This window comes from Stutzerimonas chloritidismutans, from assembly GCF_038562055.1.
Taxonomy (GTDB): Bacteria; Pseudomonadota; Gammaproteobacteria; order Pseudomonadales; family Pseudomonadaceae; genus Stutzerimonas; species Stutzerimonas chloritidismutans_A.
The window spans coordinates 137,509-149,736 of record NZ_JBCFXD010000011.1; the positions used below are offsets into that span (position 1 = coordinate 137,509).

10 protein-coding genes are annotated in these 12,228 nt (G+C 62.5%); all 10 read left to right on the forward strand.

Annotated features, from left to right (window positions below; genetic code table 11):
- Positions 1 to 65 precede the first annotated feature (65 nt).
- The 10 genes from AAGW23_RS16835 (at position 66) to AAGW23_RS16880 (ending at position 12,137) form a co-directional block, all read left to right on the forward strand.
- The gene (locus tag AAGW23_RS16835) at positions 66 to 2,489 is read left to right on the forward strand and encodes a PAS domain S-box protein (RefSeq protein ID WP_342407489.1); all 2,424 of its coding nucleotides are present in this window, start codon (positions 66 to 68) and stop codon (positions 2,487 to 2,489) included.
- Positions 2,490 to 2,493: 4 nt separating this feature from the next.
- Positions 2,494 to 3,123 carry a response regulator transcription factor gene (locus AAGW23_RS16840; RefSeq protein ID WP_342407490.1) on the forward strand — a complete coding sequence of 210 codons (630 nt, stop codon included), beginning with the start codon at positions 2,494 to 2,496 and terminating at the stop codon, positions 3,121 to 3,123.
- Between the two features lie 200 nt (positions 3,124 to 3,323).
- Positions 3,324 to 4,433: an ABC transporter ATP-binding protein gene (locus AAGW23_RS16845; RefSeq protein WP_342407491.1), complete on the forward strand. Its 1,110-nt coding sequence runs from the start codon at positions 3,324 to 3,326 to the stop codon at positions 4,431 to 4,433.
- Between the two features lie 55 nt (positions 4,434 to 4,488).
- Positions 4,489 to 5,520, forward strand: coding sequence for an ABC transporter substrate-binding protein (locus AAGW23_RS16850; RefSeq protein ID WP_342407492.1), 1,032 nt, complete (start codon positions 4,489 to 4,491; stop codon positions 5,518 to 5,520).
- 78 nt (positions 5,521 to 5,598) lie between these two features.
- Positions 5,599 to 6,852: an ABC transporter permease gene (locus tag AAGW23_RS16855; RefSeq protein WP_342407493.1), complete on the forward strand. Its 1,254-nt coding sequence runs from the start codon at positions 5,599 to 5,601 to the stop codon at positions 6,850 to 6,852.
- A gap of 64 nt (positions 6,853 to 6,916) precedes the next feature.
- Positions 6,917 to 7,744, forward strand: a complete 828-nt coding sequence (locus AAGW23_RS16860) for an ABC transporter permease (protein WP_342407494.1) — start codon at positions 6,917 to 6,919, stop codon at positions 7,742 to 7,744.
- Positions 7,745 to 7,763: 19 nt separating this feature from the next.
- Positions 7,764 to 9,224 carry an NADP-dependent succinate-semialdehyde dehydrogenase gene (gabD, locus tag AAGW23_RS16865; protein WP_342407516.1) on the forward strand — a complete coding sequence of 487 codons (1,461 nt, stop codon included), beginning with the start codon at positions 7,764 to 7,766 and terminating at the stop codon, positions 9,222 to 9,224.
- Between the two features lie 158 nt (positions 9,225 to 9,382).
- A complete protein-coding gene (gabT, locus tag AAGW23_RS16870; protein WP_342407495.1) occupies positions 9,383 to 10,663 on the forward strand; it encodes a 4-aminobutyrate--2-oxoglutarate transaminase in 1,281 nt (426 codons plus the stop codon).
- Positions 10,664 to 10,764: 101 nt separating this feature from the next.
- On the forward strand, positions 10,765 to 11,439 hold the full coding sequence (gene rpe, locus AAGW23_RS16875) for a ribulose-phosphate 3-epimerase (RefSeq protein WP_342407496.1): 675 nt from the start codon (positions 10,765 to 10,767) through the stop codon (positions 11,437 to 11,439).
- A complete protein-coding gene (locus AAGW23_RS16880) occupies positions 11,436 to 12,137 on the forward strand; it encodes a phosphoglycolate phosphatase (RefSeq protein ID WP_342407497.1) in 702 nt (233 codons plus the stop codon). Before rpe ends, AAGW23_RS16880 begins: the two co-directional genes overlap by 4 nt.
- Positions 12,138 to 12,228 lie beyond the last annotated feature (91 nt).

The following is a 12,228-nucleotide window of genomic DNA, read 5'->3' on the forward strand; positions in this document are numbered from 1 at the left end:
CTGGCGCAGGCGGCATAGATGCACTAAAACAGCGTTTCGGCACAACCGCCGATCTCGTGAGGCTTATGGTGTCATTTCTGCTGCGTTGTTGCTGCCTGTTGCTGACGCTGACCGTACCGGCCGTGGAGGCCTCGACCGTGCCGCTGAGCGACGCACAACAGGAATGGCTGGCGGCACACCAGCAGTGGCGCGTGGGTGTGGTGATGGCGCCGCCTTACGCTGAATACGATCAACGCCAACGTCGCCTGTCCGGCTTCCACGTACAGTACATGGAACGGCTCGCAGTCAGCCTCGGCATCAACCTGCAATGGCATCGATACGTCAACGATACCGACCTGGACGAAGCCATGCGTGCCAATGAAATCGACCTGGCGCCGGGGCTGCGCCAGACGCGCGAAGGGCTACGCATCTGGCGCTATAGCGATCCGTTCTTAAGGGTTCCGAGGCTGATTATCGGTGACATCAACGGCCCTCGCGCGATCGACCTGGAGCGTCTGGATAGCAATGATGTGATTGCGCTGGAAGGGCCCGGAGCGGTCGCCGATTACATGAGCAGCAACTACCCGAGCCAGCCGGTTCTTGAGGTGGGCAGTCAGTTCGAGGCGCTGCGTCAGTTGCTCGAAGCGCGCGTTCGCTTCGCCGTGGTCGATGAACCGCTTTATGGCCGGCTCTCGCAGCGAGCCGAATACGCATCGCTTGATGTCGTGGGCGATCTGGGCAATCCCTTGTTGCTGCGCATCGGTTCGCGCCGCGACAGTCCGGTGATGAGTGCGGTCATCGATCAGGCACTGCGCAATTTTCCCGCCCGTGACTTCAGTCAGTTGCAGGAACAGTGGCTCAAGTCGCGCAGCATCGATCAATCTCGCCGCATCAGTTACTGGCGCAGCCTCAGTCTGCTGTTGTCGCTGCTGCTGGCCGCGACCGTCGCCATGCTGGTCTGGCAGCGTCGTCAACAGGGGCTTCTGGAGAGCAGGTTGAAGTCGGCGCGGCGAGACATCGAGGCACGCGCCGCAGCCGAAGAGGCGCAGCGGTTGACGCAGTTCTGCCTTGACCACAGCACGGTCGGGATTCTTTGGTTGAACTGGGACAGCCATGTTCGCTATGCCAACCAGGCGGCCGTCGAACTGCTCGGCTATGCCTCGGACAATCTGCTCGACCAGCCGCTGCAAGCGCTGGAGCCAGGTATGAGCATGGACGACTGGATGCAGCTCTGGCGTGATGCGCGCAGCGGCGTTGAGGATCACCAGATATATGAGTGCGAGTGGCAGCGGGCCGATGGTAGCCGGTTCCCAGCTGCGGTAACGCTCAGCTTCCTGCGTCTGGGTAGCAAGGAGTATCTGGTGCTGTTCCTCGCTGACATCACCGAGCGCCGTCGCGCCAGTGCGGCGCTGCAAGAAAGTGAGGTGCGGCTCAAAGCCATGGCGGGCAACGTGCCGGGCCTGGTTTTCCGTCTGGAGCGGCAGGACGTCGGAGCGCCCGTCAATATCGCCTACATCAGCGAGGCCAGTCAGCGACTGGTTGGCTACTCGGCGGACCTGTTGCTGCAACCTGGGCGCGGTATTCGCAGCCTGGTGCATCCCGATGACGAGCCGGGTTATTGGAGCAGCCAGCAGCAGGCGCTCGACAGCATGAGCGACTGGTACTGGCAGGGACGGATCCTGACCCGCTCCGGCGAGATTCGTTGGGCCGACATCCGTGCCTCGGTGCGTGGTCAGTTGGAGGGACGTCAGGTCTGGGACGGCATCGTCTGGGACATTACCGATAACAAGCGAATCGAACTGGAGCTGGATGCGTCACGGGCACAACTGCGCAAGCTCGCGGCCCATGTGGAAACGGTGCGTGAGGAAGAAAAGGCGCATATCGCGCGCGAGGTCCACGACGAACTGGGTCAGATGCTTACGGTCCTGAAACTGGAAATCTCCATGTGCGAGATCAGCTTTGCCGAGCTCGATCCCGGCCTGGCAGCGCGCTTGCAAGGCATGAAACGGCTGATTGCGCAGCTGTTCCAGCAGGTACGCGACGTCGCGACTGCCTTGCGTCCGCCGATCTTGGACGCAGGCATCGCCTCGGCGATCGATTGGCAGGCACGGCGTTTCGAAGAGCGCACCGGCATTGCCTGCCTGGTGGAGGTGCCGGAATGCCCGCCGCAACTGGGCAATGCCAAGGCTGTCGGCCTGTTTCGCATCCTTCAAGAGGCACTGACCAATGTCATGCGTCACGCCAATGCACAAACCGTGAGCCTCACCCTGCAGCAGCATGGGGATATGCTGTGCTTGAGCATCAGCGATGACGGTCAGGGTTTCGTGGTCCAGCAGGGCCGCCAGGGAGCCTCGTTCGGTCTGGTGGGCATGCAAGAGCGAGCGCAGATGCTGGGGGGCAGCTTGCAGCTGGAAAGCCAGCCGGGAGAAGGCACCTTGATTCACGTCTCGGTACCACTGGATGACAGCCCCGCCGAGCCTGTGGCTCTGATCAGTACATTGGAGAACTAGCGCCATGATTAGGGTAATCGTCGCCGAGGATCACACCATCGTTCGCGAGGGTATCAAGCAGCTGATCGGGCTGGCCAAGGACATGCAGGTGATCGGTGAAGCCGGCAACGGTCAGCAACTGCTCGATCAACTGCGGCAAACGCCGTGTGATGTTGTCCTGCTGGACATCTCCATGCCGGGTGTCAACGGGCTGGAAGCCATACCGCGGATACGCGCGCTGAGCGAACCGCCGGCGATTCTGGTGTTGTCGATGCACGACGAGGCGCAGATGGCGGCGCGGGCGCTGAAGATCGGTGCGGCCGGCTATGCCACCAAGGACAGTGACCCGGCGCTGCTGCTGACTGCCGTGCGCAAGGTGGCCGCTGGCGGCCGTTATATCGATCCGGAGCTGGCGGACCGCATGGTCTTCGAGGTCGGTCTCACCGACTTCCGGCCACCCCATGCATTGTTGTCCGAGCGTGAGTATTCGGTGTTCGAGCGACTGGTGCACGGCGATTCGGTCAACGACATCGCCGCCAAGTTGGCCCTGAGCAGCAAGACCATCAGCACGCACAAGGCGCGCTTGATGCAAAAGCTGGTCGCTCACTCCGTAGCCGATCTGGTCCGCTACGCCATGGAGCACAAGCTGCTCTGAGCTTGACCCTGTGAACCGGGCGTTATGACCGTCGCTGTGCTCGGGTTCGTTAGGGCTGTGTCGTTCGCAGAGCTGCTTGTAGGGCAATCCCTACAAGCAGCTCTCCGTTTCGCTGAGTGTATTCACTCCCATCTGCCGATGTGCGCTGGCGCGTGGGGCTCCTAACCTGTGGCCACGGAACAACGGATCACAGGTGCGGCATGCTCGATTCTCAAGCGAACGAAGTACTGGTCAGCTTTCGTGGCATCCAGAAGAGTTACGACGGCGAAGCGCTGATCGTCAAAGACCTCAACCTGGATATCCGTAAAGGTGAGTTTCTCACGCTGCTCGGTCCGTCCGGCTCCGGCAAAACCACCAGTCTGATGATGCTGGCCGGCTTCGAGACGCCCACGGCCGGTGAAATTCTCTTGGGCGGCCGCTCGATCAACAAGCTGCCGCCGCACAAGCGCGACATGGGCATGGTGTTCCAGAACTATGCGCTGTTTCCGCACATGACGGTCTCGGAAAACCTTGCCTTTCCGCTCAGCGTGCGTGGCATGCCCAAGCTCGACGTCAAGGAACGGGTCAAGCGCGCGCTCTCGATGGTGCAGCTTGACGGTTTCCGCAACCGCTACCCGGCACAGCTGTCCGGCGGCCAGCAGCAGCGTGTGGCGCTGGCCCGAGCGCTGGTCTTCGAACCGCAGCTGGTGTTGATGGATGAGCCGCTAGGCGCGCTGGACAAGCAGTTGCGCGAGCAGATGCAGATGGAGATCAAGCATCTGCATCAAAGCCTGGGTGTGACCGTGGTCTATGTCACCCACGATCAGGGTGAGGCGCTGACCATGTCCGACCGGGTCGCCGTGTTCCATCAGGGTGAGATCCAACAAATCGACGAGCCCCGGGCGCTGTACGAGCGACCGGCGAATACTTTCGTGGCCAATTTTCTCGGCGAGAACAATCGGTTGCCGGCGCGGCTGGTCAGCCGCAACGGTGACCACTGCACCGTCGAGCTGGGCCGCGGTGAGCGGGTCGAGGCGCTGGCCGTCAAGGTCGGCGTGCCGGGCGCCGCGGTCAACCTGTCGATACGGCCAGAGCGGGTGCGCCTCAACGGCGCCAGCGCCAACTGCCCGAACCGCTTCACCGGGCGAGTCGCCGAATTCGTCTACCTCGGCGACCACATTCGCATTCGCCTCGAGGTCTGCGGCATCAGCGACTTCTTCGTCAAGCAGCCGATTGCCGAATTCGATACCGCCCTGGCGGTTGGTGATGTCGTGCCGATCGGCTGGCAGGTGGAACACGTCCGTGCGCTGGATCCGCTGCAGGCGGCATAAGCAGGGGCGAGCAAGCAAGAAAGCTGTTTTCAACCGCATCATGGAGCGAATCACAATGCTGAAATCTCTGAAACTGACCGCCCTGAGCATCGGCCTGGCGTGCGCTGCGCAGGCCTCGGCGGAAAATATCACCGCCGTCACCTTCGGCGGGGCCAACAAGCAGGCGCAGATCAAGGCCTTCAACGAACCCTTCGAAGCCAAGACCGACCACAAGATCATCGCGGGCGAATACAACGGTGAAATGGCCAAGGTAAAGGCCATGGTCGATACCAACAGTGTGTCCTGGCATCTCGTGGAAGTTGAATCGCCCGAGCTGTCACGCGGCTGTGATGAAGGACTGTTCGAGGAAATCGATCCAGCGGTAGCGGGTAACCCGGACGACTTCATCGAAGGGGCCATACAGCCTTGCGGTGTGGGCTTCTTCGTCTGGTCCACCGTGCTGGCTTATAACGCCGACAAGCTCGACAGCGCTCCGAGTGGTTGGGCCGATTTCTGGGACACCGAGAAATTTCCCGGCAAACGTGGCCTGCGCAAGGGCGCCAAGTACACCCTCGAGTTCGCCCTGATGGCCGATGGCGTGGCACCGAAAGACGTCTATCAGGTACTGGCGACGAAAGAGGGGCAGGATCGCGCCTTCAAGAAGCTTGACCAGATCAAACCCAGCATTCAGTGGTGGGAAGCGGGCGCCCAACCGCCGCAGTTCCTGGCCTCCGGTGACGTGGTCATGAGCAGCGCCTATAACGGTCGCATTGCGGCGGTGCAGGACGAGAGCAATCTGCAAGTGGTCTGGGACGGCGGCATCTACGACTTCGATTCCTGGGCCATCCCCAAAGGCGCGAAGGATCAGAAGGCAGCGCTCGATTTCGTCAGCTTTACCTTGCAACCGCAGCAGCAAAAAACCTTCTCGGAAAACATCGCCTACGGTCCGGCAAATAAGAAGGCGGTCGAGCTGCTTGATCAAAAGCTGCTGAAAAACATGCCGACGACGCCAGAGAACATCGCCAACCAGGTGGCCATGAACGTGACCTTCTGGGCCGACTACGGCGAGCAGCTGGAACAGCGTTTCAACGCCTGGGCTGCGCGCTAAACAAGCCTGGCCCCCTCGCATGGCCTGCCCTGAGGCGGGCCGTGCGCCGCTGAAATCTGACACTTTGCGGAGTTCGTCATGGCTACTGCCATCTCCTTGCCTGTTCCCGAGCTCGCCGAGCCCAACCTGAAGCGGCGGCTGGCGCGTGCCGAGCGCATGAACCGGTTGAAGTCCAAGGCGCTGATCCTGCCGCTTCTGGTGTTTTTGTTGCTCACCTTCATCCTGCCGATCGCCTCGCTGCTCTGGCGCAGCGTCGATAATCCGGAAGTGGTGGGCAGCCTGCCGCGCACGGTCGAGGCAATCACAGCCTGGGACGGCCGCGGCCTGCCGGATGAGTCGGTTTACCGGGCCCTGAGCCAAGACCTCCAGGAGGCGCGGCAAAACCAGTCTCTGGGGGATCTGTCCAAGCGTTTGAACATGGAGCAGGCCGGCTTCCGCAGCCTGATGACCAAGACGGCTCGCGCGCTTCCGTTCAAGGAAGTGCCGACGTCCTACAAGGATGCGCTGGAAGCTTTCGATGAGCGCTGGGGCGACCCCGCCTATTGGCAGGTCATCCGCCGCAACGACAGCGCAATCACCCCCTATTATTTGTTGGCCGCCCTCGATCACCGTATTGATGACATGGGTGAGCTGGCGTCGGTTTCGCCTGACCAGGCGGTCTATCTGGACATCTTTGCCCGCACCTTCTGGATGGGACTGGTCATCACGGCCATTTGCCTGGTGCTGGCCTATCCCTTGGCCTATCTGCTGGCCAACCTGCCGGCGCGCAAAAGCAACCTGCTGATGATCATGGTGCTGCTGCCGTTCTGGACTTCGATTCTGGTGCGCGTCGCCGCCTGGATCGTGCTGCTGCAATCCAGCGGCCTGATCAACGGTGCGCTGTTGAAAATGGGTCTGATCGACGAGCCATTGCAGTTGGTGTTCAACCGGGCTGGCGTCTACATCGCCATGGTCCACATCCTGCTGCCGTTCATGATTCTGCCGATTTACAGCGTGATGAAGAATATCTCGCCGAGTTACATGCGCGCGGCGATTTCACTCGGCTGTCACCCCTTCGCCAGCTTCTGGCGGGTGTATTTCCCACAAACCCTCGCGGGCGTGGGTGCCGGATGCCTGCTGGTATTCATCATTTCCATTGGCTACTACATCACCCCGGCGCTGCTCGGCAGCCCGAACGACCAGATGGTCAGCTACTTCGTGGCCTTCTACACCAACACCACCATCAACTGGGGCATGGCCACGGCGCTGGGCGGCCTGCTGCTCCTGGCGACCATGCTGCTGTACATCGTCTACAGCTGGCTGGTCGGCGCCAGCCGCCTGAGGCTGGGCTGAGCATGACCGTAATGACCAGGCAATCACCGCAAGCCATTCGCCAATCCGGGCAGGAGAACTTTCCATGCTGAGCCCCTACATGTCGCCCATCGAGCGCGTCTGGTTCTATACCCTGCGCATCCTATGCGCGCTGGTGCTGCTGTTTCTGATCGTGCCGGTGCTGGTGATCGTGCCGTTGTCGTTCAACTCCGGCTCGTTTCTCGTCTATCCGCTGCAAGGCTTCTCCATGCGCTGGTACGAAACCTTGTTCAGCTCGGCCGACTGGATGCGCTCGCTGAAGAACTCGATGCTCATCGCCCCGGCCGCCACGGCGCTGGCGATGGTCTTCGGCACCCTGGCGGCGATCGGTCTGACCCGCGGCGAATTTCGCGGCAAGGCCCTGGTGATGACCTTGCTGATTTCGCCGATGGTGGTGCCGGTGGTGATTGTCGGGGTGGCCAGCTACCTGTTCTTCGCCCCGTTGGGCATGGGCAACAGCTACCTGTCGCTGATCCTGGTTCACGCGGTGCTGGGTGTGCCGTTCGTGATCATCACCGTCTCCGCCACGCTGCAGGGGTTCAACCAGAACCTGGTGCGCGCCGCAGCCAGCCTAGGCGCCTCGCCCATAGCTACATTCTTCCGCGTCACCCTGCCGCTGATTGCTCCGGGGGTAATTTCCGGTGCGCTGTTCGCCTTCGCCACGTCCTTCGACGAAGTGGTGGTGACGCTGTTTCTCGCCGGCCCCGAGCAGATCACCTTGCCACGGCAGATGTTCAGCGGTATCCGCGAAAACCTCAGCCCGACCATCGCCGCCGCGGCCACCCTGTTGATCGGCTTTTCCATCGCACTGCTGCTGACCCTGGAATGGCTGCGCGGCCGCTCCGAGAAGATGCGCACTCAACAACCTGCCTGATTCGGACGCTTCCATGACCCTGCAACTCGACCACCCCGGCCTGCTGCGCCAGCAGGCCTACCTCAACGGCGACTGGTGCGATGCCGATGCGGGCGGCCGCACCGCTATCTTCAACCCGGCCACCGGCGAGCTCGTTGGCGAGGTGCCGAACATGGGACGCGCCGAAACCCGCCGTGCCATCGAAGCCGCACAGGCGACGCAGCCGGCCTGGCGCGCGCTGACCGCCAAGGAGCGCGCGTCGCGCTTGCGGCGCTGGTACGAGCTGATACTGGAGCATCAGGAAGACCTGGCGCGGATCATGACCGCCGAGCAGGGCAAGCCGCTGGCCGAGGCGCGGGGTGAGGTGGCGTACGCTGCATCCTTTCTCGAATGGTTCGCCGAGGAAGGCAAGCGCCTGTATGGCGATGTAATCCCCGCCCACGCTGGCGACAAGCGCATCCTCGTACAAAAGGAGCCGGTCGGCGTCACCGCGGCGATCACGCCCTGGAACTTCCCCAGCGCGATGATCACCCGCAAGGTCGGCCCGGCGCTCGCTGCCGGCTGCGCCATGGTACTCAAGCCTGCGCCGCAGACGCCGTTTTCCGCCCTGGCCCTGGCCGTTCTGGCCGAGCGCGCGGGCATTCCGGCGGGGCTGTTCAGCGTGATCACCGCCGATGCCGCCACCTCGCGCGAAGTCGGTGCCGAACTCTGCGCAAACCCGGTGGTGCGCAAGCTCTCATTCACTGGCTCGACGGCAGTGGGCATTCACCTGATGCAGCAGTGCGCACCGACGCTGAAAAAGCTCTCGTTGGAACTGGGCGGCAACGCGCCCTTTATCGTCTTCGACGATGCCGATCTGGATGCGGCGGTCGAGGGCGCGATGATCTCCAAGTACCGCAACGCCGGGCAGACCTGCGTCTGTGCCAACCGCCTCTACGTGCAGGACGGCATCTACGAGGCTTTTGTCGATAAGCTTGCCGCCGCTGTGGCGCGGCTGAATGTGGGTGACGGCATGGAGGAGGGCGTCACCACCGGCCCGTTGATCGACGCCGCTGCGGTGGCCAAGGTCCAGCGTCATCTGCAGGACGCGCTCGATAAGGGCGCCACCCTGCTGGCCGGCGGCAAACCCCATGCGCTGGGCGGTAACTTCTTCGAGCCGACGCTGGTCGGTGGCGTCACCGCCGAGATGGCCGTGGCGCGCGAGGAAACCTTTGGCCCGCTGGCGCCGCTGTTCCGCTTCAGCGATGAAAGCGAGGTGATTCGGCAGGCCAATGACACCGAGTTCGGTCTCGCGGCCTACTTCTATGCGCGCGACCTGAGCCGCGTGTTCCGCGTCGCCGAAGCGCTGGAGTACGGCATGGTCGGCATCAATACCGGCGTGATCTCCACCGAGGTAGCGCCGTTCGGCGGCATGAAGGCCTCCGGCCTGGGGCGCGAAGGTTCGAAGTACGGGCTCGATGAATACGTGGAAATCAAATACCTGTGTTTGGGTGGCATTTGACCGGACGATGCAAAAACAGGCGTGCAAAATAATGCACGGAGTTTTACTGTAATCCGAACGCCTGGAAAGGCGCCGCAGTCGATCATCGTATGCTGCGGCGCGTGCGTCCTGACGTTCATTCCTACCCGCGCCGACGATGAGCGGCTACCGAGGAGCTTATGAGCAAAACCAACGAATCCCTGATGCAGCGTCGTGTCGCCGCTGTTCCCCGTGGCGTCGGCCAGATCCACCCGATTTTTGCCGACCACGCGAAGAACAGCAGCGTGATCGACGTAGAAGGCCGCGAATTCATCGATTTCGCCGGTGGCATCGCCGTGCTGAATACCGGTCACCTGCATCCCAAGATCATCAAGGCCGTGGAAGATCAGCTGCACAAGCTGACCCATACCTGCTTCCAGGTGCTGGCCTACGAGCCCTATGTAGAGCTGTGCGAGAAGATCAACGCGCGGGTGCCTGGGGATTTCGCCAAGAAGACCCTGCTGGTCACCACCGGCTCCGAAGCGGTTGAGAACGCGGTGAAAATTGCCCGTGCCGCCACCGGCCGCGCCGGCGTGATCGCCTTCACCGGCGCTTACCACGGTCGCACCATGATGACGCTTGGTTTGACCGGCAAGGTCGCGCCCTACTCGGCGGGCATGGGCCTGATGCCCGGCGGCATCTTTCGCGCTCAATATCCTTGCGCGATCCATGGCGTCAGCGTCGATGAGTCCATCGCCAGCATCGAGCGCATCTTCAAGAACGATGCCGAGCCGCGCGATATCGCGGCGATCATCATCGAGCCGGTGCAGGGCGAGGGTGGCTTCAATGTCGCACCGAAGGAATTCATGGCGCGCCTACGTGCGCTCTGCGATGAGCACGGCATCCTGCTGATTGCAGATGAAGTGCAGACCGGCGCCGGCCGCACCGGCACCTTTTTTGCCATGGAACAGATGGGCGTCGTCGCCGACTTGACCACCTTTGCCAAATCCGTCGGCGGTGGCTTCCCGATCGCCGGCGTCTGCGGCAAGGCCGAGATCATGGATGCCATCGCGCCCGGCGGGCTGGGCGGCACCTACGCCGGCAACCCGCTGTCCTGCGCGGCGGCGCTGGCGGTCATGGAAATCTTCGAGGAAGAGCAACTGCTCGACCGCTGCAAAGCGGTCGCTGAGAAGCTGACCGCCGGCCTCAAGGCGATTCAGGCCAAGCACCAGGAGATCGGCGAGGTCCGCGGCCTCGGCGCGATGATCGCCATCGAATTGTTCGAGGACGGTGATCATGCGCGTCCGGCCGCAGCGCTGACCTCGCAGATCGTCGCCAAGGCACGTGACAAGGGTTTGATCCTGCTGTCCTGCGGCACCTATTACAACGTGCTGCGGGTGCTGGTGCCGCTCACCGTGGAAGACGACCTGCTTGAGCGTGGCTTGTCCATTATCAGTGAGTGTTTCGACGAGCTGACTTGATCCGAGCTGGCGCACCGGCATTCGCAACGGATGTCAGGTACGCCGCAGCCCTGACCGTCGGGTACAATGCGCGGCATTCAGCCGTGCTACCCGAGGTCGTCATGCAGCCGTTCGCCATCGCCCCTTCGATTCTTTCCGCCAATTTCGCCCGACTGGGCGAGGAAGTGGACAACGTACTGGCCGCGGGCGCGGACATCGTCCATTTCGATGTGATGGATAACCACTACGTGCCCAACCTGACCGTCGGCCCGATGGTCTGCTCGGCGCTGCGCAAGCACGGCGTCACCGCGCCCATCGATGTGCACCTGATGGTCAAGCCGGTGGACCGCATGATCGGCGACTTTCTCGAAGCCGGCGCCAGCTACATCACCTTTCACCCGGAAGCCTCCGAGCACATCGACCGTTCGCTGCAGCTGATCAAAGATGGCGGCGCCAAGGCCGGTCTGGTGTTCAACCCGGCCACTCCGCTGGACGTGCTCAAGTACGTCATGGACAAGGTCGACATGGTCTTGCTGATGAGCGTCAACCCAGGCTTCGGCGGGCAGAAGTTCATCCCCAATACCCTGGACAAGCTGCGCGAAGCGCGTGCGCTGATCGATTCCAGTGGCCGCGAGATTCGCCTGGAGATCGACGGCGGCGTCAATCCAAAGAACATCCGTGAGATCGCCGCAGCCGGTGCCGATACCTTTGTCGCCGGCTCGGCCATTTTCAACCAGCCCGACTACAAAGCCGTGATCGACCAGATGCGCGCCGAACTGGCGCTGGCACGCCCATGACCCGTCTTGAGCAACTGTTTGACGGCCGGCTGCCGCGGTTGGTGATGTTCGACCTGGACGGCACCCTGATGGATTCGGTGCCGGACCTGGCCGCTGCGGTGGACAAGATGCTGATGTTGCTGGGGCGTGAACCTGCCGGCATTGATCGGGTGCGTGACTGGGTCGGCAACGGCTCGCGGGTGCTGGTACGCCGCGCGCTGGCCGGGCAGCTGCTGCACGAGGGCGTAGCCGACGAGTTGGCCGACGAGGCCCTGGCGTTGTTCATGCAGGCCTATTCCGGTGGGCACGAACTGACCAAGGTCTACCCCGGCGTTCGCGAGTGCCTGGACTGGTTGCGTGAGCGTGACGTGAAGCTTGCAATCATCACCAACAAGCCGGCCCAGTTCATCGAGCCGCTGCTACAAGAGAAGGGGCTGGCCGGTTATTTCCAGTGGTTGATCGGGGGCGACACCCTGCCTCAGCAGAAGCCTGACCCGGCGGCCCTTCTTTGGGTCATGCGCGAGGCCGACGTGCGCGCGGATGCTTCATTATTCGTCGGCGATTCGCGCAACGATGTGCGCGCGGCGAAGGCGGCTGCGGTGCCTTGTGTGGCGCTCACCTACGGCTACAACCACGGTGAGCCCATCGCCCGCGAGCAGCCGGCGCTGGTGCTTGACGACCTGCGCGAGCTGGTTGCTTCGGTTTCGGGGCTGCGCTAGTGTGGCTCCTGTCTTTTGAACCCTGCAGCCGAGATCAGATCGTGGTGGTCACCCGCAAACAGTGGATGAATGTCATCAAGGCCCTGGCCCG

What these genes read in the sequence shown, in the direction of transcription:
- gabT (WP_342407495.1), top strand. Translation starts at nt 9,383, where the DNA reads ATGAGCAAAACCAACGAATCCCTGATGCAGCGTCGTGTCGCCGCTGTT.
- AAGW23_RS16845 (WP_342407491.1), top strand. Translation starts at nt 3,324, where the DNA reads ATGCTCGATTCTCAAGCGAACGAAGTACTGGTCAGCTTTCGTGGCATC.
- AAGW23_RS16840 (WP_342407490.1), top strand. Translation starts at nt 2,494, where the DNA reads ATGATTAGGGTAATCGTCGCCGAGGATCACACCATCGTTCGCGAGGGT.
- AAGW23_RS16855 (WP_342407493.1), top strand. Translation starts at nt 5,599, where the DNA reads ATGGCTACTGCCATCTCCTTGCCTGTTCCCGAGCTCGCCGAGCCCAAC.
- AAGW23_RS16860 (WP_342407494.1), top strand. Translation starts at nt 6,917, where the DNA reads ATGCTGAGCCCCTACATGTCGCCCATCGAGCGCGTCTGGTTCTATACC.
- rpe (WP_342407496.1), top strand. Translation starts at nt 10,765, where the DNA reads ATGCAGCCGTTCGCCATCGCCCCTTCGATTCTTTCCGCCAATTTCGCC.
- AAGW23_RS16880 (WP_342407497.1), top strand. Translation starts at nt 11,436, where the DNA reads ATGACCCGTCTTGAGCAACTGTTTGACGGCCGGCTGCCGCGGTTGGTG.
- AAGW23_RS16835 (WP_342407489.1), top strand. Translation starts at nt 66, where the DNA reads ATGGTGTCATTTCTGCTGCGTTGTTGCTGCCTGTTGCTGACGCTGACC.
- AAGW23_RS16850 (WP_342407492.1), top strand. Translation starts at nt 4,489, where the DNA reads ATGCTGAAATCTCTGAAACTGACCGCCCTGAGCATCGGCCTGGCGTGC.